The 24,225-nt window shown below is 73.6% G+C and carries 28 protein-coding genes; 11 read left to right on the top strand and 17 right to left on the bottom strand.

Annotated features, from left to right (window positions below; genetic code table 11):
• Nucleotides 1-113 precede the first annotated feature (113 nt).
• Nucleotides 114-653, top strand: coding sequence for an EF-hand domain-containing protein (locus JNW98_RS36670; RefSeq protein WP_223769969.1), 540 nt, complete (start codon nucleotides 114-116; stop codon nucleotides 651-653).
• A 47-nt stretch (nucleotides 654-700) separates the two neighbouring features.
• On the opposite strand, the gene mug is transcribed toward JNW98_RS36670, so the two are convergent.
• From mug to JNW98_RS21845, 6 genes are all read right to left on the bottom strand, one after another.
• Nucleotides 701-1,249: a G/U mismatch-specific DNA glycosylase gene (gene mug, locus JNW98_RS21870; RefSeq protein WP_223769968.1), complete on the bottom strand. Its 549-nt coding sequence runs from the start codon at nucleotides 1,247-1,249 to the stop codon at nucleotides 701-703.
• A 3-nt stretch (nucleotides 1,250-1,252) separates the two neighbouring features.
• Nucleotides 1,253-2,698, bottom strand: a complete 1,446-nt coding sequence (purB, locus tag JNW98_RS21865) for an adenylosuccinate lyase (RefSeq protein ID WP_223769967.1) — start codon at nucleotides 2,696-2,698, stop codon at nucleotides 1,253-1,255.
• Between the two features lie 59 nt (nucleotides 2,699-2,757).
• Entirely contained in the window at nucleotides 2,758-3,666 is a 909-nt protein-coding gene (locus JNW98_RS21860; protein WP_372459301.1) for an SGNH/GDSL hydrolase family protein, read from the bottom strand.
• A gap of 87 nt (nucleotides 3,667-3,753) precedes the next feature.
• Nucleotides 3,754-4,767, bottom strand: coding sequence for a hemolysin family protein (locus JNW98_RS21855; RefSeq protein WP_223769965.1), 1,014 nt, complete (start codon nucleotides 4,765-4,767; stop codon nucleotides 3,754-3,756).
• Complete coding sequence (locus JNW98_RS21850) at nucleotides 4,764-6,146, bottom strand: hemolysin family protein (protein WP_223769964.1); 1,383 nt, start codon at nucleotides 6,144-6,146, stop codon at nucleotides 4,764-4,766. Before JNW98_RS21850 ends, JNW98_RS21855 begins: the two co-directional genes overlap by 4 nt.
• A gap of 226 nt (nucleotides 6,147-6,372) precedes the next feature.
• On the bottom strand, nucleotides 6,373-7,542 hold the full coding sequence (locus JNW98_RS21845; protein WP_223769963.1) for an FAD-dependent monooxygenase: 1,170 nt from the start codon (nucleotides 7,540-7,542) through the stop codon (nucleotides 6,373-6,375).
• A 105-nt stretch (nucleotides 7,543-7,647) separates the two neighbouring features.
• On the opposite strand from JNW98_RS21845, the gene JNW98_RS21840 reads away from it, so the two are divergent.
• The gene (locus JNW98_RS21840; RefSeq protein WP_223769962.1) at nucleotides 7,648-8,220 is read left to right on the top strand and encodes a TetR/AcrR family transcriptional regulator; all 573 of its coding nucleotides are present in this window, start codon (nucleotides 7,648-7,650) and stop codon (nucleotides 8,218-8,220) included.
• A gap of 12 nt (nucleotides 8,221-8,232) precedes the next feature.
• On the opposite strand, the gene JNW98_RS21835 is transcribed toward JNW98_RS21840, so the two are convergent.
• The 4 genes from JNW98_RS21835 to bioB form a co-directional block, all read right to left on the bottom strand.
• A complete protein-coding gene (locus tag JNW98_RS21835) occupies nucleotides 8,233-8,910 on the bottom strand; it encodes a class I SAM-dependent methyltransferase (RefSeq protein ID WP_223769961.1) in 678 nt (225 codons plus the stop codon).
• Nucleotides 8,911-9,149: 239 nt separating this feature from the next.
• Entirely contained in the window at nucleotides 9,150-9,851 is a 702-nt protein-coding gene (gene bioD, locus JNW98_RS21830) for a dethiobiotin synthase (RefSeq protein WP_223769960.1), read from the bottom strand.
• Nucleotides 9,848-11,200, bottom strand: a complete 1,353-nt coding sequence (locus tag JNW98_RS21825) for an adenosylmethionine--8-amino-7-oxononanoate transaminase (protein ID WP_223769959.1) — start codon at nucleotides 11,198-11,200, stop codon at nucleotides 9,848-9,850. The genes bioD and JNW98_RS21825 overlap by 4 nt, the downstream gene beginning before the upstream one ends.
• On the bottom strand, nucleotides 11,193-12,359 hold the full coding sequence (gene bioB / locus JNW98_RS21820; RefSeq protein ID WP_223769958.1) for a biotin synthase BioB: 1,167 nt from the start codon (nucleotides 12,357-12,359) through the stop codon (nucleotides 11,193-11,195). The genes JNW98_RS21825 and bioB overlap by 8 nt, the downstream gene beginning before the upstream one ends.
• A gap of 329 nt (nucleotides 12,360-12,688) precedes the next feature.
• On the opposite strand from bioB, the gene JNW98_RS21815 reads away from it, so the two are divergent.
• Complete coding sequence (locus tag JNW98_RS21815; protein WP_223769957.1) at nucleotides 12,689-13,900, top strand: 8-amino-7-oxononanoate synthase; 1,212 nt, start codon at nucleotides 12,689-12,691, stop codon at nucleotides 13,898-13,900.
• Between the two features lie 8 nt (nucleotides 13,901-13,908).
• Here the strand turns inward: JNW98_RS21815 and JNW98_RS21810 are convergent, their stop codons facing one another.
• A complete protein-coding gene (locus tag JNW98_RS21810; protein WP_372459298.1) occupies nucleotides 13,909-14,091 on the bottom strand; it encodes a DUF397 domain-containing protein in 183 nt (60 codons plus the stop codon).
• A gap of 134 nt (nucleotides 14,092-14,225) precedes the next feature.
• Entirely contained in the window at nucleotides 14,226-15,125 is a 900-nt protein-coding gene (locus JNW98_RS21805) for a helix-turn-helix domain-containing protein (RefSeq protein ID WP_223769955.1), read from the bottom strand.
• A gap of 300 nt (nucleotides 15,126-15,425) precedes the next feature.
• Here JNW98_RS21805 and JNW98_RS21800 point away from each other — a divergent pair, with 300 nt between their 5' ends.
• Nucleotides 15,426-15,854, top strand: coding sequence for an ATP-binding protein (locus tag JNW98_RS21800; RefSeq protein WP_223769954.1), 429 nt, complete (start codon nucleotides 15,426-15,428; stop codon nucleotides 15,852-15,854).
• 89 nt (nucleotides 15,855-15,943) lie between these two features.
• Here JNW98_RS21800 and JNW98_RS21795 read toward each other — a convergent pair whose 3' ends face one another.
• The 3 genes from JNW98_RS21795 to JNW98_RS21785 form a co-directional block, all read right to left on the bottom strand.
• Nucleotides 15,944-16,414: a C40 family peptidase gene (locus JNW98_RS21795; protein ID WP_223769953.1), complete on the bottom strand. Its 471-nt coding sequence runs from the start codon at nucleotides 16,412-16,414 to the stop codon at nucleotides 15,944-15,946.
• A 481-nt stretch (nucleotides 16,415-16,895) separates the two neighbouring features.
• Entirely contained in the window at nucleotides 16,896-17,201 is a 306-nt protein-coding gene (locus JNW98_RS21790) for a hypothetical protein (RefSeq protein ID WP_223769952.1), read from the bottom strand.
• A 44-nt stretch (nucleotides 17,202-17,245) separates the two neighbouring features.
• Complete coding sequence (locus JNW98_RS21785; protein ID WP_223769951.1) at nucleotides 17,246-17,881, bottom strand: ATP-dependent Clp protease proteolytic subunit; 636 nt, start codon at nucleotides 17,879-17,881, stop codon at nucleotides 17,246-17,248.
• Nucleotides 17,882-17,988: 107 nt separating this feature from the next.
• On the opposite strand from JNW98_RS21785, the gene JNW98_RS21780 reads away from it, so the two are divergent.
• On the top strand, nucleotides 17,989-18,309 hold the full coding sequence (locus JNW98_RS21780) for a type II toxin-antitoxin system Phd/YefM family antitoxin (RefSeq protein ID WP_223769950.1): 321 nt from the start codon (nucleotides 17,989-17,991) through the stop codon (nucleotides 18,307-18,309).
• Nucleotides 18,310-18,338: 29 nt separating this feature from the next.
• Here the strand turns inward: JNW98_RS21780 and JNW98_RS21775 are convergent, their stop codons facing one another.
• Together JNW98_RS21775 and JNW98_RS21770 are read right to left on the bottom strand one after the other, a co-directional pair.
• Complete coding sequence (locus JNW98_RS21775) at nucleotides 18,339-18,668, bottom strand: branched-chain amino acid transporter permease (protein WP_223769949.1); 330 nt, start codon at nucleotides 18,666-18,668, stop codon at nucleotides 18,339-18,341.
• Nucleotides 18,661-19,404: an AzlC family ABC transporter permease gene (locus tag JNW98_RS21770; protein WP_223769948.1), complete on the bottom strand. Its 744-nt coding sequence runs from the start codon at nucleotides 19,402-19,404 to the stop codon at nucleotides 18,661-18,663. The genes JNW98_RS21775 and JNW98_RS21770 overlap by 8 nt, the downstream gene beginning before the upstream one ends.
• Before the next feature lie 62 nt (nucleotides 19,405-19,466).
• Between JNW98_RS21770 and JNW98_RS21765 the strand changes: the two genes are divergently transcribed.
• From JNW98_RS21765 to ureG, 6 genes are all read left to right on the top strand, one after another.
• Complete coding sequence (locus JNW98_RS21765; protein ID WP_223769947.1) at nucleotides 19,467-19,925, top strand: Lrp/AsnC family transcriptional regulator; 459 nt, start codon at nucleotides 19,467-19,469, stop codon at nucleotides 19,923-19,925.
• A gap of 175 nt (nucleotides 19,926-20,100) precedes the next feature.
• Nucleotides 20,101-20,403 carry an urease subunit gamma gene (locus JNW98_RS21760; RefSeq protein ID WP_223769946.1) on the top strand — a complete coding sequence of 101 codons (303 nt, stop codon included), beginning with the start codon at nucleotides 20,101-20,103 and terminating at the stop codon, nucleotides 20,401-20,403.
• A gap of 28 nt (nucleotides 20,404-20,431) precedes the next feature.
• The gene (locus JNW98_RS21755; protein WP_223769977.1) at nucleotides 20,432-20,743 is read left to right on the top strand and encodes an urease subunit beta; all 312 of its coding nucleotides are present in this window, start codon (nucleotides 20,432-20,434) and stop codon (nucleotides 20,741-20,743) included.
• A gap of 4 nt (nucleotides 20,744-20,747) precedes the next feature.
• Nucleotides 20,748-22,490, top strand: coding sequence for an urease subunit alpha (locus tag JNW98_RS21750; RefSeq protein ID WP_223769945.1), 1,743 nt, complete (start codon nucleotides 20,748-20,750; stop codon nucleotides 22,488-22,490).
• The gene (locus JNW98_RS21745; protein WP_223769944.1) at nucleotides 22,490-23,182 is read left to right on the top strand and encodes an urease accessory protein UreF; all 693 of its coding nucleotides are present in this window, start codon (nucleotides 22,490-22,492) and stop codon (nucleotides 23,180-23,182) included. Before JNW98_RS21750 ends, JNW98_RS21745 begins: the two co-directional genes overlap by 1 nt.
• A gap of 264 nt (nucleotides 23,183-23,446) precedes the next feature.
• Nucleotides 23,447-24,142, top strand: coding sequence for an urease accessory protein UreG (gene ureG, locus JNW98_RS21740; RefSeq protein WP_223769943.1), 696 nt, complete (start codon nucleotides 23,447-23,449; stop codon nucleotides 24,140-24,142).
• Nucleotides 24,143-24,225: the final 83 nt, after the last annotated feature.

Raw genomic sequence — 24,225 nt, 5'->3', positions numbered from 1 at the left:
TGCTCCACCCGGGCAGCTTTGACGGCGGTTCACGGGGGCGTACGCCCGCCCGCCCCGGGCCGCGCCCGCACAGTGGAGGCACCTTTCAGGCCCCGGCACAGGAGGACCCGCCCGTGAGCGATGTGCTGCGAGAGAAGTACGAACACCGTTTCCGGCAGCTCGACGTGGACGACGACGGGTTCGTCAGCCAGGACGACGTCCGCGGCCGGGCCCGGCAGCTGGCCGACGCGCTCGGCGTCCCGCCGCACGACCCGCTGACCCGGGCCGCCGAGGACGCGGCCGACGTCTACTGGAAGGGCGTCGTCTCGCACACCCCCGACGGCGGCGCCCGCCGCGTGGACCTCCCGGCGTTCGTCGCCGCGCTGGAGGCCGCCCGGGAGGACGGGACGTTGCGCTCGATGGTGAAGCCGACGGTCCGCGCACACCTGGCCGTCGCCGACCAGGACGGCGACGGCGTCGTCGACGCCGCGGAGTTCGCCGCCGCCCAGCAGGCCCTGGGCATCCCCGAGGACCGGGCGCGGGACGCGTTCACCGCGCTGGACGCCGACGGCGACGGCCGGCTGACGCTGGCCGAGTGGGAGAACGCCGTCTGGGACTTCTACACGGGCACCGATCCCGACGGGCCCGGCGCGCGCGTCCTCGGGCACACCTGAGGGCCCGCCGACCGGGACCCCAGTGCCATCACTCCTGGCGCTCCCGCTCAGGCGGACTCGGCGGCCTCTCGCAGCCGTCCGAACTCCTCCGCCATCGTCGCGAGCGACCAGTGGGCGTTGAGGCCGCTGGGGTTGGGCAGCGCCCAGATGCGCGTGGTGCCTATGGTGCGTTCCTGGGGACCTATCCGGGCCTTCTTGTCGCCGAAGGCCGTCCGGTAGGCCGTCACTCCGGCGACCGCCAGCCAGCGCGGCCGCAGGGCCTCCACCTTCTCGACGAGCAGCCGGCCGCCCTCGCGGAACTCCTCGTCGGTCAGCTCGTCCGCCCGGGCCGTGGCCCGCGCCACGACGTTGGTGATGCCCAGCCCGTACCGCGGCAGCAGGTGCTGCTCGGACGGGTGGAGGCGGCGCGGGGTGAAGCCGGAGGCGTGGAGCACCGGCCAGAACCGGTTGCCGGGACGGGCGAAGTGGTGGCCGGTGGCGGCGGACATCAGTCCGGGGTTGATGCCGCAGAACAGCACGTGGAGGCCGGCCGCGACCACGTCGGGGACCAGGAGGTCGCGGGCGGCTTCGAGTTCCTCAGGAGTCGGTCGGGCCATGCGTCACAGGATGGCACCCGGCGCGTACGCCGCGGCCTCCGGGCGGGCCTTGACGATCTCCTCGACGCGGGCGGCGACCGAGGCCACCTGGTCGGCGGCGGCACCCGAGAAGGAGAGCTTGTCCGCCATCAGCGCGTCCAGCGCGGCGCGGTCCAGCGGGATCCGCTCGTCGGCCGCCAGCTTGTCCAGCAGCTCGTTGCGCTCGGCGCCCTGCTCGCGCATGGCCAGCGCGGAGGCGACCGCGTGCTCCTTGATGGCCTCGTGCGCGACCTCGCGGCCGACGCCGGCCCGGACCGCGCCCATCAGCACCTTGGTGGTGGCCAGGAACGGCAGGTAGCGGTCCAGCTCGCGGGCGACGACGGCCGGGAACGCGCCGAACTCGTCGAGGACGGTGAGGAAGGTCTCCAGCAGGCCGTCGAGCGCGAAGAACGCGTCCGGCAGCGCGACGCGGCGCACCACCGAGCAGGAGACGTCGCCCTCGTTCCACTGGTCGCCCGCCAGCTCGCCGGTCATCGAGGCGTAGCCGCGCAGGATGACCATCAGGCCGTTGACGCGCTCGCAGGAGCGGGTGTTCATCTTGTGCGGCATGGCGGACGAGCCGACCTGGCCGGGCTTGAAGCCCTCGGTGACCAGCTCGTGCCCGGCCATCAGCCGGATGGTCTTGGCGAGCGAGGACGGCGCGGCGGCCAGCTGCACCAGCGCGGTGACCACGTCGTAGTCCAGCGACCGCGGGTAGACCTGGCCGACGGAGGTGAAGGCCTGCCCGAAGCCCAGGTGGGCGGCGGTCCTGCGCTCCAGCTCCGCCAGCTTGCCGGCGTCGCCGCCGAGCAGGTCCAGCATGTCCTGGGCGGTGCCGACCGGGCCCTTGATGCCGCGCAGCGGGTAGCGGGCCAGCAGCTCCTCGACGCGGCCGTACGCGACGAGCAGCTCGTCGGCGGCGGTCGCGAAGCGCTTGCCGAGGGTGGTGGCCTGGGCGGCGACGTTGTGCGAGCGGCCGGCCATGACCAGCTCGGCGTGGTCGGCGGCCAGCTTCGCCAGCCGGGCCAGGACGGCGACCGTGCGGTCGCGGACCAGCTCCAGCGAGAGCCGGATCTGCAGCTGCTCGACGTTCTCGGTGAGGTCGCGCGAGGTCATGCCCTTGTGGACGTGCTCGTGGCCGGCGAGGGCGTTGAACTCCTCGATGCGGGCCTTGACGTCGTGCCGGGTGACCTTCTCGCGCTCGGCGATCGAGGCGAGGTCGACCTGCTCCAGCACCCGCTCGTAGTCGGCGAGCGCGGCGTCCGGCACCTCGATCCCCAGGTCCTTCTGGGCGCGGAGGACGGCGAGCCACAGCCGGCGCTCCAGGGTCACCTTGTACTCGGGGGACCACAGGACGGCGAGCTCGGCGGAGGCGTAGCGGCCGGCCAGCACGTTGGGGATGCGGGGCTTGGAAGGGAGAGCAGCAGTCACGTGACGGAAGTCTACTGGCGGAACGCGCAGACCTGTACGGCGGCCCGGTTGGTGCGTTCCTACGAGGACCGGCCGGAAGCCTCGGTTCCGTCCGCCCAGCGCCGCCAGCCGGTGACGCAGCCCGGCGGCTCGGCCTCCGGCGTCACGAAGTACGCCTCCCCGAGAGCGGCGCTGAAGTGCGCGCCCGCCCGGCCGTCGCCCGAGGACCGCCCGGTGAGCCGACGGCCTATCCACGGGCCGAGGTGCTCGCGGGCGAACCGCAGGTCGGAGCTGCGTCGCGTGGCCCAGCCGGGGCGGACGGCCGGCGGCAGGGGCTGCCGCCAGTCGGACTCCGGCGGCAGGCCGAGCGCCTGCCAGACGGCCTCGGCGACCCGCCGGTGCCCCTCGGCGTTCAGGTGCAGCCGGTCCTCGGCCCACAGCCGGGAGTCGCCCAGCACCTCGGCGCCGAACAGGTCGACGACCAGTGCGCCGTGCCGCTCGGCCAGCTCGTCGACGAAGCCGAACAGCCGCTCCATCCGGGGGCGGAACCGCTCCAGGACCGGGCCGCGCCGGCCCGGGCTGCGCATCAGCACCAGCTGCCGGCAGCTCGGCGCCAGCCGCTCGACGGTCTCGGCCAGCCGCGCGCATACCAGGTCGACGTCGCACTTGGGCCGCAGCACGTCGTTGAGCCCGCCGACCAGCGTCACCAGGTCGGCGCCCAGCGCGGCGGCGGGCGCCGCCTGCTCGTCGGCGATCTGCCCGATGAGCTTGCCGCGCACCGCCAGGTTGGCGTACCGGAAGCCGGTGGTCCGGGCGGCGAGGCGGGTGGCGAGCAGGTCGGCCCAGCCGCGGTACGAGCCGTCCGGCAGCACGTCGGACATGCCCTCGGTGAAGGAGTCGCCGACCGCGACGAAGCTGGTGAACGCGGGGGCGTCAGCCTGCCGGGCCGGCGGGGCGTTCTCGGGGTTCCCGGTGGGGGAGGCATTCATCCGCATGGCGCGGCGATCCTACTCCCGTCCCTTCTCGTGCCCCTCCGGCCCCTCCTGTCTCACACCAGCCGTCTCACACCAGCCGGCTCACACCCGTCGTCCCACCAGCTGCCGGAGCACGTCCTCCAGCGTGACCAGCCCGGCCAGCCGGTCGTCGGTGCCGAGCACGGCCGCGAGGTGGGCGCCGGTGCCGCTCATCGCGGTGATGACGTCGTCCAGCGGGGTGTCGGCCCGCACCTGCGCGATGGTGCGTATCCGGCGCAGCGGGAACGGGACGTCGCGCGGCGTCGCGTCCAGGGCGTCCTTGACGTGCAGGTAGCCCAGGATCCGGCCGCGGTCGTCGATCACCGGGAAGCGGGAGTAGCCGGACCGCGCGGCGAGCGCCTCCAGCTGCTCCGGGGTGACGCCGAAGCGCGCCGCGACGACCCGGTCGACCGGCAGCACCACGTCGGCCACCGGGCGTTTGCCCAGCTCCAGGGCGTCCCGCAGGCGTTCCGTCGAGCGCTCGTCCAGCAGCCCGGCGGCGCTGGCGTCGGCCACCATGCGGGCCAGCTGGTCGTCCGAGAAGACCGCCGCCACCTCGTCCTTGGGCTCCACCCGCAGCAGCTTCAGGGCGGCGTTGGCCAGCTGGTTGATGGCGAACACCACCGGGCGCAGCGTGCGCGACAGGGCCACCAGGGGCGGGCCGAGGAACAGGGCGGTGCGCACCGGCTCGGCGAGCGCGATGTTCTTGGGCACCATCTCGCCGAACAGCATGTGGAGGTAGGTCGAGACGGCCAGGGCGATGGCGAACGACACCGCGTGGATGCCCCCGGGCGGCAGCCCCGCCGCGTGCAGCACCGGCTCCAGCAGGGTGGCGATGGCCGGTTCCGCGACCACGCCGAGCACCAGGGTGCAGAGCGTGATGCCGAGCTGTGCCGCCGCCATCAGGGCCGAGATGTGCTCCAGGCCCCACAGGACCCGGCGGGCCCGTCGGTCGCCCTGGTCGGCATGCGGCTCGACCTGGCTGCGGCGCACGGAGATGAGCGCGAACTCGGCGCCCACGAAGAAGGCGTTGGCGACCAGCGTCGCCAGGCCGATCAGCAACTGCACGGCGGTCATCGGCCGGCCTCCCCGGAGCCGGAGCCGGAGCCGAAGCCGGGGCCGTCCGCCGCGTCAGCGTGCGCGTCGGGGCCGCGGTCGGGGGCCGTGAGCCGGACCCGGGCGGCGCGCCGCCCCGAAGCGTCCGTCACCTCCAGCCGCCAGCCGGCCACTTCCAGGGTGTCCCCGGCGGCCGGGATCCGGCCGAGCTTGGCGGCGATCAGGCCGGCCAGCGTCTCGTACGGGCCCTCGGGCACCCGCAGGCCGATGGCGTCGAGCTGGTCGGTGCGGGTGGCGCCGTCGGCGTCGTACCGCTGCCGGCCCTCGGGGCCGGTGCCGGCGGGGGCCAGGTCGGGGCGTTCGACGGGGTCGTGCTCGTCGCGGACCTCGCCGACGACCTCCTCGACGATGTCCTCCAGCGTCACGACGCCGGCCGTGCCGCCGTACTCGTCGATCACCACGGCCATGCTGCGCTTGGCGGAGAGCCGGTCCAGCAGCCGGTCGACGGTGAGGGACGCCGGGACGAGCAGCGGTTCGCGGAGCAGGGTGGTGACCGGGCGCTGGTGGCGCTGGTCGGCGGGGACGGCGAGGACGTCCTTGATGTGCGCGACGCCGACGACGGAGTCGAGGCTGCCCCGGTAGACGGGGAAGCGGGACAGGCCGGTCGCGCGGGTGGCGTTGGCCACGTCCTCGACGGTGGCCCGCTCGTCCAGCGCGGTGACCTGCACGCGGGGCGTCATCACGTTCTCCGCCGTCAGGTCGGCGAGGTTCAGGGTGCGGACGAACAGCTCGGCGGTGTCCGCCTCCAGCGCGCCCTCGCGGGCGGAGTGCCGGGCGAGGGCGGCCAGTTCGCGGGGGCCGCGCGCGGTGGCCAGCTCCTCGGCGGGCTCGACGCCCATCCGGTGCAGGACGCGGTTGGCGGAGTTGTTCAGGTGCCGGATCAGCGGCCGGAAGAGGCCGGAGAAGGCGCGCTGCGGCCCGGCCACGGCGCGGGCCACCGGCAGCGGCCGGGAGATCGCCCAGTTCTTGGGGATCAGCTCGCCGACGACCATCAGCAGCACGGTCGACAGCACGGTCCCCAGGGCCAGCGCCACCGAGGACGCCACCCCCCGGGACAGCCCGAGGGCCTCGACCGGGCCGGTCAGCAGGGCGGCCATCGACGGCTTGGAGATCATGCCGATGACCAGGCCGGTGACGGTGATGCCGAGCTGGGCGCCGGAGAGCTGGAAGGTGAGGCCGCGCACGGCCCGCAGCGCGCCCTGGGCGCGGCGGTCGCCGGCCTCCGCGGCCCGCTCCAGCTCGCCGCGCTCCACCGTGGTGAGCGAGAACTCGGCGGCGACGAAGACGGCGCACGCGAGCGTCAGCACCAGGGTGAGCACCAGCAGGAGCACTTCGGTCATCGGGTCACCTCCGTCCCATGATCGGGCACGGGCCGGAGGGGCGCGCGACGTCGGACGCCGGTACTGCCGGGAGGTTCGCCCATGGGAGGACGCTCACACCTTTCGTTCGTATGGGAGGACGGTTCGCGGGGCTCACAGGGAGACGGCGGGGACTCACAGGGAGACGGATGCCCCGGGAACCGTGACCACCAATAGTAAAGGAAAGGCAAAGCGAGCGCGTCGGGGCTCAGCCGAGACGGGGCGGCGTCCAGGCGGCGTGCCGCAGGACCGCGCGCACGGCGGTGCCCGCCGGAGCCAGCCGGAACGCCGCGTTCCGGAGGGCGGTCGCGAGCGGCCGGTCCAGCTGCTGGCCCAGGCGCCCGGCCTGCCGGGCGGCGCGGGCGACGCCCTGGCTCCGGGGCCGCCGCTCGGCGTCGTACCGGGCCAGCCCGGACGCGACCGACGGCTCGGCGGCCAGGACGGCGGCCAGCGTGACCGCGTCCTCCAGCGCCTGGCACGCCCCCTGGCCGAGGTGGGGTGTCATCGCGTGGGCGGCGTCGCCGAGCAGGGCCACGCGGCCCGCGACGAAGGAGGGGAGCGGGGTCACGAGCTCGTGGATGTCGTGGTGCAGGACGTCCTCCGGGCGGGTGGCGGCCAGCAGCGCCGGGACCGGCTCGTGCCAGCCGCCGAAGCGGCGACGCAGCGCGGCGAGGGGGTCGGCGGTACGGAGTCCGGCGGGAGCGTTGAGAACGGCGTGCCACTCGGCCCGCCCGTCGGCCAGCAGGATGTGGCCGAACTCGGCGCCCCGCCCCCAGGTCAGTTCGAAGTCGCCGGACGCGTCCACCGGGTGCTCGGTGATCGCCCGAAGGACCGTCGAGCCGCTGTAGGCCGGGCCCGGGTGGGAGGGGAACAGGGCGTGGCGCAGCCGGCTGCGGACGCCGTCGGCGGCCACGACCACGTCCGCCGTACGGACCTCGTCGCCCTCTTCGCCACCCCAGCGGACGCGGGGGCCGGACGGGTCGGAGCGGTCGACCTCCGTCACCTCCGCCCCGGTGACCAGGGCCCCGGGCGGGAGCGCGGCGCGCATGATCCCGTGCAGGACGGACCGGGGGATGCCGACGATCGGTGTGCCCAGCTCCCGTTCCAGGGCCGCGCCGTCCATCCGGGCCAGCCACCGGCCGTCGGGGGTGCGCGTCCCGCCCGTGTACTGGAAGCGGGACGCGGCGCGGACGGCCTCCCCGACGCCGAGTTCGTCGAGGGCGCGGACGCCGTTGGCGGCCAGTGAGATGGCCGCGCCCGCGTCGTCGAGTACGGGGGCGCGCTCGACGACGGTCACCTCCCAGCCAATCCGTCGCAGTCCGAGGGCGGCCGCCAGGCCCCCGATGCCCCCGCCGACGATCACCGCGCTGCTGCCCATGTCAGGCCCCTTTCCCGCTGTGCTCACGCCGGACCTTCTACAGGTGTAGAAGATCTCCGTGACGGGAGCATAGGGCAGAGCCTCACCTGCGGTAGAAAGGGGGGCGTGGCCACCGAACGACGCATCCTCCTCGCCGACGCGGCCCTCGACGTCCTGGCCGACGAGGGCATGCGCGGGCTGACCCACCGCGCCGTCGACCGCGCGGCGGACCTGCCGCCCGGCACCACCTCCGCGTACTTCCGCACCCGCCGCTCGCTGCTCGACGCCCTGGTCCGGCGACTCGTCGACGTCGACCAGGCCGAGTTCCGGGAGCTCGGGGCGACCCTGCCGGTGCCACAGGACGCCGCCGAACTGACCGCCGCGCTCGTGGCGTTCACCGAACTCCGCCTCACCGGCCCCGGACGCCGGCGCACCCTGGCCCGCTACGCCTGCGCCGTCGAGAGCGTGCGCGACCCGGCGTTGCGGGAGGTCCTCGCGCCGCGCGGGAACGCGGCGCGGGACGCCGTGCGGGACTTCCTGGCGAACCGGGGCGTCCCCGACCCCGAGGAGCGCACCGTCACCCTGCTCGCCTGCGTCGACGGCCTGGTCTTCGACCGCCTGGTCACGGGCGGCGAGGTGCCGCGCGCGCACGTCAGGGGCCTGGTGGAGGCGGCGCTGCGCGGCCCCGACGGGGCCTGACCGACGCCCGGTTCAGTCGGGGCGGACGGCGACTCCCGTGACGCAGGAGGACGACGGCAGCCGCGGGCCCGTGGCCGGCACCCACAGCCGGTGCCAGGAGCGAACCGCGAACCCGGCGCCGGACAAGGCGCGCAGCGGGTCCCGGCTCGTCCGGCAGCCGCCGAACAACCGGGGCCAGAGCGTGCGGTCGGCCACGCGCTGGACGGCGGCCAGCGTCCGCTCCTCGGCGCGGCCGTGCTCGAAGAAGCGGACCTCGGCGCCGGGGCGCAGCACCCGGCGCAGCTCGCCGAGCGCCCTCGGCACGTCCCGCACCGAGCACAGCACCAGGCACACGACGGCCGCGTCGAACGCCTCGCTCTTCACCGGCAGCGCCTCCGCCGTCGCCGGGACGACGTCCACCGGCACCCCGGCCCGCACCGCCGCCTCCGCCGCCGGCCGGCGCAGCCGCCGCTCCGGCTCGACCGCCACCACCTCCGACACGGCGTCCGGATAGTACGGGAAGTTCAGCCCCGGCCCGGCCCCGATCTCGATCACCCGCCCGGCCAGCCCGGCCAGCAACTCCCGCCGGTGCGCGGCCATTCCGCTCCGCGCTTCCAGCGCCGGCGCCGTTCGCACGTAGAAGCGGGCGAAGAGGGGGTGGTGGACGGGGTCGGGGTCGCGTGGTGGCCTGGAACGGCGAAGCGGCGGCATGGCACACCCCTTTCCGGGGACGCGTCGGCTAACGCGATTGTTCCCCGTGCGGAGGGAGGTGAGCCCCGGTCCCGCCCTTTCACCGTTTCCTGGGGCTGCGCCCCAGACCCCACTTGTCGCGGCTCCGCCGCTTGTCCTCAAACGCCGGACGGGCTCGATTCAGCCCGTCCGGCGTTTGAGGACAAGGGGGTCTGGGGGCGGAGCCCCAGGAAACGGTGAAAGGGCGGGACCGGGGCCACTCAGCCCAGCTGAGCCGACGACCACGTCCCGGAAAGCTCCGGCCCCAGCCAACCCGCCGCGCGGGCGCGGAAATCGCCCGGCGGCAGAGCGCCCACCCCGGCGGGCAGGGCGCCGACGAGAGGGGCTCCGGCCGACTCCGGGAAGTCGTCGACGTTGCAGCGCATCGCCAGGTCCGGCTCGGCGGGCCAGCTGCCGATGACGACCCCCGCACAGGCCAGCCCGCGCGAGCGCAGAGCCTCCGCGGTGAGTGCGGTGACGTTGAGCGTGCCGAGCCCGGCCGCCGCCACCACCAGAACCGGAGCGCCGAGCAGCCGCGCCGCGTCCGCGAGCGTGGCCCCCTCGTCGTCCAGGCGGACGAGCAGGCCGCCCGCGCCCTCGACGAGCACGAGATCGTGCTCGGCGGCCAGCCGTTCCGCCGCCGCGGCGACGTCCTTCGGCCGCACCGGCGGGAGGCCCGAGCGGCGGGCCGCCGTCGCCGGGGCCAACGGCTCGGGGTAGCGCGCCAGTTCGAGGCCGGTGACCGGGCCGGCGAGGCGCCGGACCTCGGCCACGTCCCCCGGCTCGTCCGCCGCGACGCCGGTCTGGGCGGGCTTGAGGACGGCCACCGAGCGGCCCTCCGCCAGGGCGACCGCGGCGATCGCCGCCGTCGTCATGGTCTTGCCGAGCTCGGTGCCCGTGCCCGAGACGATCAGTACCGTCATGCCCGCTTCCCTCCCGCCGCCTCCGCCGCCGCGCGTACCGCCCGGCAGACGAGCGCCAGATCCTCGTCACCCGTGACGAACGGCGGCATGGTGTAGATGAGTTCGCCGAACGGCCGCAGCCAGACGCCCTCGCGCACCGCCGCCTCCGTCGCCGCCACCATCCCCGCCGCGTCGAGCGGCGCGTCGAGCTGGACGACGCCGATGGCGCCCAGGACGCGGACGTCCCGGACCCCCGGGAGTCCGGCCGCTTCCGCGAGGCCGTCCCGCAGGCCGGTCTCGATCCGTTTGACCTCCGCCTGCCAGTCCTGGCCCAGCAGCAGGTCCACGGACGCGCAGGCGACGGCCGCCGCCAGCGGGTTGCCCATGAACGTGGGCCCGTGCGCGAGCACCGGCACCTCGCCCCGGGAGATCCCGTCGGCCACCCGCGGGGTGCACAGCGCCGCCGCCATCGTCAGATAGCCGCCGGTCAGCGCCTTGCCCAGGCAGAGCACGTCGGGGGTGACCCCGGCGTGGTCCGCCGCGAACAGCGCGCCCGTGCGGCCGAAGCCGGTGGCGATCTCGTCGAAGACCAGCAGCACGTCGTGCTCGTCGCAGAGCCTGCGCAGCAGCCGCAGGTAGGCGGGGGAGTGGAAGCGCATCCCGCCGGCGTTCTGCACCACCGGCTCGACGATGACCGCCGCCACCTCGTGCGCGTGGCGCGCCACCAGCTCGCTCAGGTGCGCCTCGTACGCCGGGTCGGGCTCGGCGTCGAAGCCGGCCGGCGGCGCGTCCGCGAACACCTGCTCCGGCAGCACGCCGGACCAGAGGCTGTGCATCCCGCCGTCCGGGTCGCAGACGGACATGGGCGTCCAGGTGTCGCCGTGGTAGCCGCCGCGCCAGGTGAGCAGCCGCCGCTTCTCCGGCCGGCCGGACGAACGCCAGTACTGGAGGCACATCTTGACGGCCACCTCGACCGAGACCGAACCGGAGTCGGCGAGGAACACGTGCTCCAGGCCCTCCGGCGTGATCTCCACCAGCCGGGCGGCCAGCCGGACGGCGGGCTCGTGGGTGAGTCCGCCGAACATCACATGGCTCATCCGGTCCAGCTGGTCCCGCGCGGCCTCGTTGAGCACCGGGTGGTTGTAGCCGTGCAGCGCCGCCCACCAGGACGACATGCCGTCCACCAGCTCGGAGGAGCCGTGCACGGGCTCCGCCAGGCGCAGCCGGACGCCCGACGCCGACGCGACGACCAGCGGATCCCGCCGGCCGGGCATCGGGGCGTACGGGTGCCAGACGTGCTGCCGGTCCAGCTCCAGCAGGCGGCTCGGGGTGAGGGGTTCCGCCCCGGGGCGGAGGAGGGGATCAGGCATTGGGCGGCAGGTCCGTTCCCGCGCCCCGGCGGCGTACCGCGACCAGGTCCGTCCGGGCCGCACCGGTCTCGTCCGCCGCGGGCTCGGGAGCGTCGTCGGCCCTCGCGTCCCCGCACGGCTCGCACGTACCGCCGCCGCAGCCCGCCGCCGACCGCACGCGGTGCGCGGGCAGCGTCGTCGTGTCCGCGCCCTCCACCTCGAAGCCCGCGTCCGCGATCATGTCGAGGTCGGCCTTGCCCTCCTGGCCCTCACTGGTCAGGTAGTCGCCCAGGAAGATGGAGTTGACCAGGTGCAGGGCCAGCGGCTGGAGGGTGCGCAGGTGGATCTCGCGGCCACCGGCCAGCCGCACCTCCGCGTCCGGGTGGACGAAGCGGACCATCGCCAGGATGCGCAGCGCCCGCTGCGGCGTGAGGTTCCACTCCTCGGCCAGCGGGGTGCCCTCGAACGGGATGAGGAAGTTGACGGGCACCGAGTCGACGTCCATCGCGCGCAGCGCGAACACGACGTCCACCAGGTCCGCGTCGCTCTCGCCCATGCCCGCGATCAGCCCCGAGCAGGCCGACAGGCCGGCGCCCTGCGCCAGCCGCACGGTCTCCTGGCGGTCCGCGTAGGTGTGCGTGGTGGTGATGTCGCCGTAGGTGGCCTCGGACGTGTTGAGGTTGTGGTTGTAGGCGTCGACGCCCGCCGCGCGCAGCCGCTCCGCCTGGCCGTCGGAGAGCAGCCCGAGGCACGCGCACACCTCGACCCGCTCGTTCTCCTCCTTGATGGCCTCGATGGTCCGCGTGACCCGGTCGATGTCCCGGTCCGTCGGACCGCGCCCGCTGGCCACCAGGCAGACGCGCTTGGCGCCGCCCGCCACGCCCGCCGCCGCGGCCTTCGACGCGTCCTCAGGCTTCAGCCAGGTGTACTTGAGGATTTCGGCCTTCGAGCCGAGCCGCTGGGAGCAGTACGAGCAGTCCTCGGGGCACAGCCCGGACTTCAGGTTGACGAGGTAGTTGAGCTTCACCCGCCGCCCGAACCACTTCCGGCGCACCCGGCCCGCCCCGGCCACCACGTCCAGCAACTCGTCGTCGGAGGTCGCCAGCACGGCCAGCGCCTCGTCCCGGGTCGGCGACTCGCGCCGCAGCCCCTTCTCCACCAAGGTGTCGATCAGGTCCATGGCCAGAGATCCTGTCCCACCGGACCGCTCCGGGCCAAGGTAGGGATCTCACAACACCGCGTCGCCAAGCTGGGTGGATCACGACATGCTGATCATGGGCGGGAAAGGCTAGTTTGAGGGTCGGCCGTCCTCGGCCCGGGTCAGGGAGTCCGCGACGATTTATGCGATTCCCACAGTCGGACCCGGACCGGCGCGGTGCTGAAGTCCGTAGCAGACATCCGTAGCAGACACCGCAGAAATCACCTGCGGCAGACATCCGCGGCAGAATCCGCGGCAGACATCCGCGGAAGACACCCCATCCAGGGACCGCACAGGAGCCGGGACGGCCGATGCCCCACGACAGCGTCCACAGCAGTGCCTTCGACGTCTTCGACTGGCTCGACGAGCAGCACCGGGCCCGCCGGGACGCCGGCCTCGCCCGTACCCTGCGCCCCCGCCCCGCCCGTCCCACGGGCGACACCTCCACCACCGACCTCGCGGGCAACGACTACCTGGGCCTGTGCCGCCACCCGCGGGTCACCCGGGCCGCCGCCGCGGCCGCCCACCGGTGGGGCGCCGGGGCCACCGGCTCCCGCCTGGTCAGCGGCAGCACCGAGCTGCACGCCGAACTGGAACGGAGCCTCGCCGAGTTCTGCGGCTTCGAGGCCGCGCTCGTTCTCTCCTCCGGCTACGCAGCCAACCTGGCTGCCGTCACCGCCCTCGCGGCGCCCCCCGACCCGTCCGGCACCCCTTCGTTGCTCGTCTCCGACGAGGGCAACCACGCCTCGCTGATCGACGGCTGCCGGCTCGCCCGCGCCCGGAAGGCCGTCGTCCCGCACGCCGACCCCGCGGCCGTCCGCAAGGCCCTGATGACCCATCCGGGCCGGGCCCTGGTCGTCACCGACTCGGTGTTCTCGGTGGACGGCGACGCCGCGCCGCTCCGCGACCTGGCACGGGTGTGCCGGGAGGGCGGCGCGGGGCTGCTGGTGGACGACGCGCACGGGCTCGGGGTGCTGGGGGAGGGCGGCCGCGGCGCGCCGTACGCCGCCGGGCTGGCCGGTGCCCCGGACGTGGTGGCCACCGTCACCCTCTCCAAGTCGCTGGGCGCCCAAGGCGGCGCGGTGCTCGGCCCCGCCCGGGTCATCACCCACCTCGTCAACACCGCCCGTACCTTCGTCTTCGACACCGGCCTCGCGCCCGCCGCCGCCGCCGCGGCCCTCGCGGCCCTGGACGTGCTGCGCCGGGAGCCGGACCGGGTGACCCGAGTCCGCGCGGTGGCCGGCGGGCTGCACCGGCGGCTGACGGCCGCCGGGTTCACCGCCGTCCGCCCCGACGCGGCCGTCGTCTCGGTCCGCGCCCCCGCGCCGGAGGCGGCCGTGCGCTGGCAGGCCGCCTGCCGGGCGGAGGGGCTCGCGGTGGGCTGCTTCCGCCCGCCGTCCGTGCCGGACGGCGTCTCCCGGCTGCGGCTGACCGCCCGCGCCGACCTCTCCGACCGCGAGGTCGAGCGGGCGGTCGCGACGATCGTCCGGACCGCCCCGCCGGCGGCGCGGAGGTGCCGGTAACGGGAGCGTCAGCGCGTACTGCACCGGAGGCGCGGGCCGCGCCGGACGTCATCCGCCGTCGCGCGGAGCCGGGTGACGAACGCGGTCCAGGCGGCGGGTCCCACCAGGAGGCAGGGGCCCGCCGGCCGTTTGGAGTCGCGTACGGCCAGGGGGCCGGCGGGCAGGGCGGCGGCCTCGACGCAGTTGTTCATCCCGGTGCTGTGGCTGCTGCGCCGCCACTCGGCCGCGCGCGGAACCGAACGAGAAGGTACGTACCGCGGTGGTGCGGACATGGCGCCTCCCTGCGCGTCCTCGTGTCCAGGCGTGTTCGCGTGTTCGGGGCGGTTCACGGCGTGCGGGTGCGGGCGTGGCCTGCCGCGATCTCCGCGATGAAGTCCAGGGACTCTTCGTGCGAGAGGGCGTGCGCCCGGAGCGTGGTGAACGCGGCGCCGTACGCCCTGAGGTCTTCTTTCCGCTCCAGATAGAGGCTACTCGTCAAGTGGTCGAGAACAACCACGTCCAGATCGGCAATGCGCGGAAAGGAGAAGATAACGAAAGGCCCGGTGATGCCGATGTGATTGCCCCGGGCGAACGGGAGGACGTGCAGCCGGACATGGGACAGCCGTCCGGTGTCCAGCAGGTGCCCCAACTGCCCCGCCATCACCTCGGGACCGCCCACCTCGTGCCGCAGCACCGCCTCGTCCAGGATCGCGCACAGCTCCAGCGGCCGCGGCCGGCGCAGCACCGACTGCCGTGCCATGCGCACCCGGACGAGCTCGTCGACCTGCCGCTCGGGCGGATCGCCGAGCGCGGCCCGGGTCACCGCGCGGGCGTACGCCGGGGTCTGGAGCAGGCCGGGCACCACCGTGGTCTCCAGGGTGCGCGAGCGCGAGGCCTCCGACTCCAGGCTGATGAAGTCCAGGTAGGCGGAGGGCAGCAGATCGCGGTACGCGTACCACCAGCCGCGCCGAGAACCGGAACCGCCGTCCCCCGGACCCGTGGAGTCCGCTCCACACAACGCGCCGAGCAGCGCCCGGAGTTCGGGGTCCGAGACCCGGTAGGCGTCCAGCAGCCGGGCCACGTCGGCGGGCTTGGCCCCGCTGCTGCCGGTCTCGATGCGGCTGACCTTCGACTGGTGCCAGCCGACCGCGTCCGCGGCCTGCCGGCTGGTCATCCCGGTCAGTTCGCGCTGCCGGCGCAGTTCGGCGCCGAGTTTGCGGCGGCGCACCGCCGGTCCGTACCGCAACGGCGGTCCCTCCCCTCGTGCGTCGTACGTCCCGCCGCCCTGCCGCGGGCCGGGCGGACGCGCCGTACGTCCTCGCGACGTCCTCGCATGCGTACCCCTGAGTCAATAGAGCATCGATCCGCTCACATACGGTCTGCCGTCGCAGAGTTCACCGCTTCGAGCGACAGATATATGCACATCCCGGTGGATCGCACCCATCACGGGCGTTATCAGTGGCACTCTGACGTGAAGAGCCGCCCGTGGGCCTCTCCCGGTGGGATCCGGTGAGCCCGGTGGAACTCGGTGGAAAGGGACAGCGACATGGCAGATCTCCAGGAAGCGTCCGTCACCCTGCCGAGCGCCCCGGCCTCGGTCTCCACGGCCCGCCGCTACGTCGCGTCCGTCCTGGGGGAGTGGGGCCTGCCGGCCGGCACGGAGGCCGCCGAGGCGGTGCGGCTGATCGTCTCCGAGCTGGCCACCAACGCCGTGCAGCACACCCGCGGCCAGTCCCCCACCTTCACCGTGGATGTGCTGCTCGAACGCGACGAGGAGCTGCGTATCGGGATCACCGACAGCCACCCCCGTCACCCCCGCCGGCTGCCCGCCGCGGTCCAGCAGGACAACGGGCGGGGGTTGGTGATCGTCCGCTGGCTCGCCGCGGAGCGCGGCGGCCGGTTCTCGGTCACACCGACGGCCGAGGGTGGCAAGACGGTGTGGATCTGCCTTCCGTGGACCGTGCCGGTGCCGTGAGGGCGGGGCCCGCCAGGGGATCCTGCCTGGGGGCCTGCCGGGACTCCGGTCGGGACTCCGGTCGGGAGGCCCCGCGGCTGCCCGTCGCCTCAGGTCACCCGGCCGTACCAGACGCTGTTCGTCCAGATCCGCTCCAGGCGGACGACGGAGCCGGTCTTGGGGGCGTGCCACATCTTGCCGCCCCCGGCGTATATGCCGACGTGGTAGACGCCCCGCCCGGAGTGGAAGAACACCAGGTCGCCCTCTTCACGGGCGGAGCGGGGGATGTGGTGGGTGCGGTTGTACTGGGCCGCGGCGGTGCGGGGCAGCTGCTTGCCGGCCCGCTTGAAGGAGTAGAGAGTCAGCCCCGAGCAGTCGAAGCGGTACGGGCCCGTGGCGCCCCACTGATAGGGCGAGCCCTGCTTGGATGCGGCGATCTGCAGTGCCCTGACCGAGACGGATGCCGCCTCCGCCTTGGAGGTGCCGCCCGGCGTCAGGAACGAGACGCCGACGGCGGCGAGGGTCAGGGCCGATGCGGCCTTGGCTTTGGACAGCCTTGCGGGACGTTTGTGCGCGCCCATGCGCATACCCTTCGTCAGCCGCCTGTGAAGGATTGCCTGTCGGGTTCGGGCAGGCGAAGAATGCCCGGCCGCCTGGGCGGCTTCACCCCAAGGGGCGGCTCCGGGGAGCCGTCCCGCCGTGCTCGGGTCCTCCATCCCTGCCGATGCACTCCTCGTCGACCCGCCCCGGCGGCGGCAGGGTTCGGCGTCCGCCGGGACCGCCCCGCCGTGTGGCGGGGGCTTGTCGTCCCGAGGATCTTGGCGCAGGCGCGGCCGGCTTTCCGAGCGGAACCCCGGTTATGTGAGCCTCGTCACCTGTGGGCAATTCAGGTGGACGCAGGGCGGTTTGACCCTCATGGGAACGCCGTGCTGAGGCCGCCACCTGCGCCGGTTACGGATCACCCGAGCGCGGAGTGCGCGCGCCGCTGAGAGTGATCACCGCACCACGTCTACGATCGCGTCCGTTGTCTGGAGGAATCCTGTTGAAAAGCGTTTCCGCTTCTCAACTCGCGGATGGCGGCGGCAACATCACCCGGCGCGCACGGCGCTCTCCGTCGAGTGCGCGCAACGCCCGTGTCATTGTCCCCGTGTACACCTCCCGTTCACCCCGTTCGAACATGACCGCCAGGGCATCCCGAAGTCCCGTGCTCGCGACCACCAGCGCCTGCGCGGCTCGTAGCCCCCCGTACGTGCCCTGTACCCGCGCGGGATTGATCCTGCCGAGGAGATCCAGTACTTCCAGGTACCGGTCCACCACCTCGCCCTCGGCGCGGGTCAGGGCGGGCAGCGGTGGCCAGTCCGGCCACATGCCCTGCGTTCCCTGCGTCCCGTCTGCTCCGTCCGCCACCTCCGTCACCGCCCGGACGCCGGCGCCGGCCAGGCGGCGCGGTTCTCGACGACCCGGTCGGCCAGGCCGTAGGCCACCGCGGCCGCGGCGTCGAAGACGGTGTCCCGGTCGGTGTCGGCCAGGATCCGCTCGACGTCCCGCCCGGTGTACCGGGCCAGCATCTCCGCCTGCGCCGCGCGCCGGCGCAGCAGTTCCTCGGCGTGGATCACCAGGTCGGAAGGGGTGCCGCGGACCGGTTCCGGCAGCGACGGCGGCCCGATGAGCACCCGGGCGTGCGGCAGCACCGCCCGCTTCCCCGGGGTGCCGGCGGCCAGCAGCAGGGCGGCGGCCGGGGCGGCCTGGCCCAGGCAGACGGTCTCGATGTCGCAGGCGATGTAGCGCATGGTGTCGTGAACGGCGCACAGGGCGGCGAAGGAGCCGCCGGGGGAGTTGATGTAGAGCGAGACGTCCCGGTCGGGCGCCGCGTGCTCCAAGTGCATCAGCTGGGCGATCACGTCCGTGGCGGCGGTGTCGTCGACCGCCGTGCCCACCATGACGATCCGTTCCGACAGGAGCTTCGAGTAGGGGTCGAACGTGCGACGGCCGTCGGACGTGCGTTCGGTGAACTCCGGCAGGACGTGGCGGGACGTGTACGGGATCACGGCGGGCCTCCAGGGTGCGGGCGTGCTGCGGCGGACGGCCCGCCGATCCTGACCGCGGCGCCGTCTGTAAAAAATGTACAGGATGTACGTGCCGATAGAATGGGGCCATGGCCTACGAGATTCCTGTGACGCAAGCCCGAGCCGAACTGGCGGAGCTGATCAACCGCGTCGTCTACGGCGGCGAGCGGGTGACCGTGACGCGCCACGGGAAGCCCCTGGTCGCCCTGGTGTCTGCGGCCGATCTCGAGCGGCTGGAAAGGCTGGAGCGGATGGAACGGCGTGAGGCGGAAGTGGACGAGCGAGCCGTGGACGAGCCGGTGATCAGCACTGTCTCGACCGTCCGGCACCTGCCGTCCACCCCCGGCGACCCCGGCCGCTTCGGCATCGCGGCGCAGCACCGCGACCCGGGGGGCGACTCCCGGCGCTGAGGGGGGGCGACTCGGGGGCCCCTCTCGGATCAGCCGAAGACCGCGCTGGCGAGCAGCACGTGGACGACGGTGCCTCCGGCGATGGACAGCAGGACGTTCCGCCGCCACAGGTGCAGCACCACGGTGAAGGCCAACGCGAGCGCCGTCGGCCAGGCGCGGTCGGGCAGGTGCGGATCGAAGTCGCGCAGGGTGTAGACGGTGAGGACGACCATCACGCCGACCGGCATCACCTTCCTGAGGTAGACGACCAGCGGGCTCGACCGCAGCGGGGCCAGGAGGGCGAAGGGCAGGGCGCGCAGGGCCCAGGTGACGGCGACGGCGGTGGCGACCGCGGCGATCAGGTATCCGGTGTCAGGCACGCGTCCGCTCCTCGCGCGTCAGGAGGTAGCGGGCCGGCAGCCCGGCGGTGAACAGGGCGAAGCCGGCCAGGAGCAGCTGGCCGGGGAACACGAACCGCGCCACCAGCGCACAGGCGAGGGCGAGCAGCGGGGTGGGTATGTCGCGGCGGGTGCGGAAGACGTCGATCGCCAGGACGGCGAACAGGGCCGTCACCGCGAAGTCCAGGCCCTTGACCCCGTCGGGTATCACCGAGCCCAGCAGGGCACCGGTCGTCGCCCCGCCGGCCCAGTAGCAGTGGATGAACACCTGGAGCCAGAGGATCCGCCGGCCGGGGTACGACCGGGCCGCCTCGCCGGCGGTGACCGCGTACGCCTCGTCGGACAGGGCGAACGTGCTGTACGCCTTGCCGACTCGCCCCCGGACCCGGTGCAGCGGGAAGGACAGGGCGTAGAAGACGTGGCGGAAGTTGACGAGGAACGCCGTCGTCGCGATCGACGCGAGCGGCGTGGTCGACAGCACCAGGCCCAGGAAGAGGAATTCCAGGGAGCCGGCGTAGATGAAGCCGGAGAAGACGCTCGCCCACCACCACGGGAGCCCGGAGTGGGCGACCAGGACACCGAAGGCGACGCCCATCGGATAGGCGCCGAGACCCACCGAGCCGGAGTCCTCGAACGCGCGGCGCAGATCCGTCCGCAGTGTGCGGGGAGCCGGAGGGGAGGGGGCGGTGCCGGCGTGGTCGTCCGTAGGCGTCACCATGCCGCAACCTTAGGATGAATATCGCCTCATGTGGTTTCGAAATGTGAGTGGGGAGTGGGCATATGAGCAACGATCACAAAATCGATGCCATCGATCGCGACATCTTGTTTCACCTGCAGCAAGACGGCCGGCTGACCAACGTCGAACTGGCCCGCCGGGTCGGCCTCACGCCTCCACCCTGCCTGCGCCGGGTGAAGCGGCTGGAGGAGGCGGGGATCATCACCGGCTACCGGGCCAGGGTGAACCACGAGGCGGCCGGCCGGGGGCTGGAGGTGATGGTGTCCATCGAGGTGTCGGTGAGCGATCTGAAGACGCTGGAGGGACTGGAGTCGACCATCGCCGCGTACGAGGAGGTCGTCGAGTTCCGCCGCGCGTTCGGCACGCCCGACTACTACCTGCGGGTGCTGGTCGCCGACTACGCCGCCTACGAGGCGTTCCAGACGAAGAAGATCATCGGCATCCCCGGCGTCGCCCGGGTCATCTCCCAGCCGACCATGAAGAAGATCAAAGTGATCGACTGAGTCCGGGGGTTGACCGGCTCCTTTCGTCATGGTGCCGCAAAGCGGCGGTTAACACGGCGGAAAAGCTTGCGCAGTAAGTTGCAATCACCGGCCCCAGGGCGGGTTCGCACCCGTCGGCACCGTGCTGAACTGGGGTAACGTCCCGCTGCGTTCGGACGACAGTGAGGTGGGACCTGTGCGACTGACACCGCACGAGCAGGAGCGGCTGCTGATCCATGTGGCCGCCGACGTCGCCGAGAAGCGCCGGGCCCGCGGTCTGCCGCTCAACCACCCCGAGGCCGTCGCGCTGATCACCGCGCACGTCCTGGAGGGCGCCCGCGACGGCCGCACGGTGGCCGAACTCATGGCGTCCGGACGGAAGGTGCTCACCCGCGACGAGGTCATGCCCGGCATCCCCGAGACGATCCCCGACGTCCAGGTCGAGGCCACCTTCCCGGACGGGACCAAGCTCGTCACCGTCCACGAGCCCATCGCCTGACGAGGGGGAACCCATGACCGTCGACGCCCTGGTACCAGGAGAGGTCCTCCACGCGGACGAGCCCGTCCGCCTCAACGAGGGCCTGCACCGCACCAGGATCACCGTGCTCAACGCCGCCGACCGGCCGGTGCAGGTGGGCTCGCACTACCACTTCGCCGAGGCCAACCCCGGCCTGGAGTTCGACCGGACCGCCGCCCACGGCAAGCGGCTCGACGTGCCGGCCGGCACCGCCGTCCGCTTCGAGCCCGGCATCCCGGTGGAGGTGGACCTCGTCCCGCTGGCCGGCAAGCGGATCGTCCCGGGCCTGCGCGGGGCCTGCGGGGGTCAGCTCGATGGCTGAGTCGATGGCTGGGCCTTCGGGTGAACCGGCCCGGCTCGACCGTGCCACGTACGCCGCCCTCTACGGCCCCACCACCGGCGACAGGATCCGCCTCGCCGACACGAACCTCCTGATCCAGGTGGAGGAGGACCGCTGCGGCGGGCCCGGACGGGCCGGTGACGAAGTGGTGTTCGGCGGCGGCAAGGTCATCCGCGAGTCCATGGGCCAGTCCCGGGCCACCCGGGCCGAGGGCGCCCCCGACACCGTCATCACGGGTGCGGTGGTCCTCGACCACTGGGGCGTCGTCAAGGCCGACGTGGGGATCCGCGACGGCCGGATCACCGGCGTCGGCAAGGCGGGCAACCCCGACACCATGGACGGGGTCCACCCCGACCTGGTGATCGGACCCGAGACCGAGATCATCTCCGGCAACGGCCGCATCCTCACCGCCGGAGCCGTCGACGCCCACGTCCACTTCATCTGCCCCCAGCTCGCCGAGACCGCGCTCGCCACCGGGATCACCACCCTCGTCGGCGGCGGCACCGGCCCGGCGGAGGGCAGCAAGGCCACCACCGTCACCCCCGGCGCCTGGCACCTTGCCCGGATGTTCGAGGCGATGGAGGCATACCCCGTCAACGTCGGCCTGCTGGGCAAGGGCAACACCGTCTCGTACGACGCGATGCGCGCCCAACTGCGCGGCGGCGCCGTCGGATTCAAGATTCACGAGGACTGGGGGGCGACCCCCGCCGTCATCGACGCCTGCCTCTCCGTCTGCGAGGAGAGCGGCGCCCAACTCGCCATCCACACCGACACCCTCAACGAGGCCGGGTTCGTCGGCGACACCCTCGCCGCCATCGCCGGGCGCTCGATTCACGCGTACCACACCGAGGGCGCGGGCGGTGGGCACGCGCCCGACATCATCACCGTCGTCTCCGAACCCAACGTCCTCCCCAGCTCCACCAACCCCACCCGGCCGCACACCGTCAACACCGTCGAGGAACACCTCGACATGCTGATGGTCTGCCACCACCTCAACCCCGCCGTCCCCGAGGACCTCGCCTTCGCCGAGTCCCGCATCCGCCCCGGCACCATCGCCGCCGAGGACGTCCTCCACGACCTCGGCGCCATCTCCATCGTCTCCTCCGACTCCCAGGCCATGGGCCGTATCGGGGAGACCGTGCTGCGTACCTGGCAGACGGCGCACGTGATGAAGGCCCGGCGCGGCTCCCTGCCGGGCGACGGCCCGGCCGACAACCGGCGGGCCCGCCGCTACGTCGCCAAGTACACGATCAACCCGGCCGTGGCCCAGGGGCTCGACCACGAGATCGGCTCGGTGGAGGAGGGGAAACTCGCCGACCTGGTGCTGTGGGAACCGGCGTTCTTCGGCGTCCGGCCGCTGCTCGTCGTCAAGGGCGGCCAGATCGCCTGGGCGCAGATGGGCGACGCCAACGCCTCCATCCCCACGCCGCAACCCGTGCTGCCACGGCCGATGTTCGGCGCGGTGGGCCGCGCCCCGGCCGCCACCTCCCTCAACTTCGTCACCCAATGGGCCCTCGACGACGGCCTCCCCGAACGCCTCGGCCTCGGCAAGCGCTTCCTCCCCATCCGCGACACCCGGGGTGTCACCAAGGCCGACATGCGCGAGAACGACGCCCGGCCGCGCGTCGAGGTCGACCCGGACACGTTCACCGTCACCGTCGACGGCGATCCGGTCGAACCGAGCCCTGTGGCGGAACTCCCGATGGCCCAGCGCTACTTCCTCTTCTGATGACGACTGTCGACGCCACTGCCCTGGCCTCCTTGCTCGTCCTCGCCGACGGGCGGTTCCCCGCCGGGGGCCACGCCCACTCCGGCGGCGCGGAGGCGGCCGTCGCGGCGGGGCGGATCCGGGACGCGGCCGACCTGGAGGAGTTCTGCCGCGGACGGCTGCACACGGCCGGACTGACCGCCGCCGCACTCGCCGCGGCGGCCGCCGCCGGCGCGGACCCGCTCCTCCTCGACGAGGCCGCCGACGCGCGGACACCGTCCCCGGCCCTGCGCGCCACCGCCCGCCGGCTCGGCCGCCAACTGATGCGCGCCGCACGGGCGGCTTGGCCCTCGCCCGCCCTCGACGCACTCGCCGCGGCCCGGCCGCGCGGCGCTCACCAGCCTGTCGTTCTCGGTGTCACCGCTCGCGCGGCGGGGCTGGGGGCGGGGGCCGCGGCGTACGCGGCGGGTTATGAGGCGATCGGCGGGCCGGCTACGGCTGTCGTGCGGCTTCTCGGTCTCGATCCGTTCGAGGCTACGGGTGTTCTGGCGCGGCTGGCGCCGGAGTTGGACGCGGTGGCTTCGCGGGCCGCGGTGGCGGGGGAGCGGGTTGTGGAGGAGGGGGCGGATGTGCTGCCGGCTGCGTCGGCGCCGCTGCTGGATGTGATGGCGGAGGTGCATGGGGGGTGGGCGGTGCGGCTGTTCGCTTCGTAGGTGGGGTGCCCCGGTCCCGCCCCTTCGCCGTTTCCTGGGGGCAAGCCCCCAGACCCCCTGAAACCGCGCTGCGCGCGGTTGTCCTCAATCGCCGGACGGGCTGAAGTGCGCGCCCAGGGGCACTATCCAGCCTGTCCGGCGTTTGAGGACGAGCGGCGGAGCCGCGATCGGCGGGGTCTGGGGCGCAGCCCCAGGAAGCGGTGAAGGGGTGGGACCGGGGCACCCCAAAAGAGACCTCAACCACCCACCCAAGGGAGACCCGACATGCACCTCGACCACTCCACCACCCCCTACCCCCACCGCCACACCCACTCAGCCACCCCCGCCCTCCGACCGAACGGCAAGCGCCGAGCGCTCCGCATCGGCCTGGGCGGTCCAGTAGGCACCGGCAAGACGGCGACGGTTGCCGCCCTCTGCCGAGCCCTCCGCGACGACCTCTCGATCGCGGTCGTGACGAACGACATCTACACCCGCGAGGACGCGGAGTTCCTCCTCCGCAACGCCGTCCTGCCGCCCGAGCGCATCACCGCCGTGGAGACGGGCGCCTGCCCCCACACCGCGATCCGGGACGACATCTCGGCCAACCTCGAAGCCATCGAGGATCTTGAGGAGACCATCGAAGACCCGCTCGACCTGATCCTCGTCGAGTCGGGCGGCGACAACCTCACCGCCACCTTCTCCAAGGGCCTCGTCGACGCCCAGATCTTCGTCATCGACGTGGCGGGCGGCGACGACATCCCCCGTAAGGGCGGCCCGGGCATCACCGGCGCCGATCTGCTGGTCGTCAACAAGACGGACCTCGCGCCGTACGTCGGCGTGGACCTCGACGGCATGGCGCGGGACGCGAAGGCGCAACGCGGCGACCTGCCGGTGGCGTTCACGTCGCTCGCCGCCGAGGGCGGCGTCGCGCCGGTGCGGGACTGGGTGCGCGAGCGGCTCGCCGCGTGGCGGCGGACGTGACCACCGCCCATCTCGCCGTCCGGGCCGCCGCCCGCCTCGTGGCGGCGCCGGACGGCCGCGGCGGCACGGCGCTCCCCGTCCTC

Origin of the sequence: Streptomyces huiliensis (assembly GCF_020037025.1) — a bacterium.
Lineage (GTDB): Bacteria > Actinomycetota > Actinomycetes > Streptomycetales > Streptomycetaceae > Streptomyces > Streptomyces huiliensis.
This window is presented reverse-complemented; position numbering and strand designations above follow the sequence as displayed.

What these genes read in the sequence shown, in the direction of transcription:
- bioB (WP_223769958.1), bottom strand. Translation starts at nt 12,359, where the DNA reads ATGGACCTGATCGACACCTTGGTGGAGAAGGGGCTGCGGCGCGAGTCG.
- JNW98_RS21780 (WP_223769950.1), top strand. Translation starts at nt 17,989, where the DNA reads ATGGCCTACGAGATTCCTGTGACGCAAGCCCGAGCCGAACTGGCGGAG.
- JNW98_RS21835 (WP_223769961.1), bottom strand. Translation starts at nt 8,910, where the DNA reads ATGCCGCCGCTTCGCCGTTCCAGGCCACCACGCGACCCCGACCCCGTC.
- JNW98_RS21795 (WP_223769953.1), bottom strand. Translation starts at nt 16,414, where the DNA reads ATGGGCGCGCACAAACGTCCCGCAAGGCTGTCCAAAGCCAAGGCCGCA.
- JNW98_RS21815 (WP_223769957.1), top strand. Translation starts at nt 12,689, where the DNA reads ATGCCCCACGACAGCGTCCACAGCAGTGCCTTCGACGTCTTCGACTGG.
- JNW98_RS21745 (WP_223769944.1), top strand. Translation starts at nt 22,490, where the DNA reads ATGACGACTGTCGACGCCACTGCCCTGGCCTCCTTGCTCGTCCTCGCC.
- mug (WP_223769968.1), bottom strand. Translation starts at nt 1,249, where the DNA reads ATGGCCCGACCGACTCCTGAGGAACTCGAAGCCGCCCGCGACCTCCTG.
- bioD (WP_223769960.1), bottom strand. Translation starts at nt 9,851, where the DNA reads ATGACGGTACTGATCGTCTCGGGCACGGGCACCGAGCTCGGCAAGACC.
- JNW98_RS21750 (WP_223769945.1), top strand. Translation starts at nt 20,748, where the DNA reads ATGGCTGGGCCTTCGGGTGAACCGGCCCGGCTCGACCGTGCCACGTAC.
- JNW98_RS21860 (WP_372459301.1), bottom strand. Translation starts at nt 3,666, where the DNA reads ATGAATGCCTCCCCCACCGGGAACCCCGAGAACGCCCCGCCGGCCCGG.
- JNW98_RS21850 (WP_223769964.1), bottom strand. Translation starts at nt 6,146, where the DNA reads ATGACCGAAGTGCTCCTGCTGGTGCTCACCCTGGTGCTGACGCTCGCG.
- JNW98_RS21770 (WP_223769948.1), bottom strand. Translation starts at nt 19,404, where the DNA reads ATGGTGACGCCTACGGACGACCACGCCGGCACCGCCCCCTCCCCTCCG.
- JNW98_RS21845 (WP_223769963.1), bottom strand. Translation starts at nt 7,542, where the DNA reads ATGGGCAGCAGCGCGGTGATCGTCGGCGGGGGCATCGGGGGCCTGGCG.
- JNW98_RS21800 (WP_223769954.1), top strand. Translation starts at nt 15,426, where the DNA reads ATGGCAGATCTCCAGGAAGCGTCCGTCACCCTGCCGAGCGCCCCGGCC.
- JNW98_RS21790 (WP_223769952.1), bottom strand. Translation starts at nt 17,201, where the DNA reads ATGTGGCCGGACTGGCCACCGCTGCCCGCCCTGACCCGCGCCGAGGGC.
- ureG (WP_223769943.1), top strand. Translation starts at nt 23,447, where the DNA reads ATGCACCTCGACCACTCCACCACCCCCTACCCCCACCGCCACACCCAC.
- JNW98_RS21810 (WP_372459298.1), bottom strand. Translation starts at nt 14,091, where the DNA reads ATGAACAACTGCGTCGAGGCCGCCGCCCTGCCCGCCGGCCCCCTGGCC.
- JNW98_RS21765 (WP_223769947.1), top strand. Translation starts at nt 19,467, where the DNA reads ATGAGCAACGATCACAAAATCGATGCCATCGATCGCGACATCTTGTTT.
- JNW98_RS21825 (WP_223769959.1), bottom strand. Translation starts at nt 11,200, where the DNA reads ATGCCTGATCCCCTCCTCCGCCCCGGGGCGGAACCCCTCACCCCGAGC.
- JNW98_RS21855 (WP_223769965.1), bottom strand. Translation starts at nt 4,767, where the DNA reads ATGACCGCCGTGCAGTTGCTGATCGGCCTGGCGACGCTGGTCGCCAAC.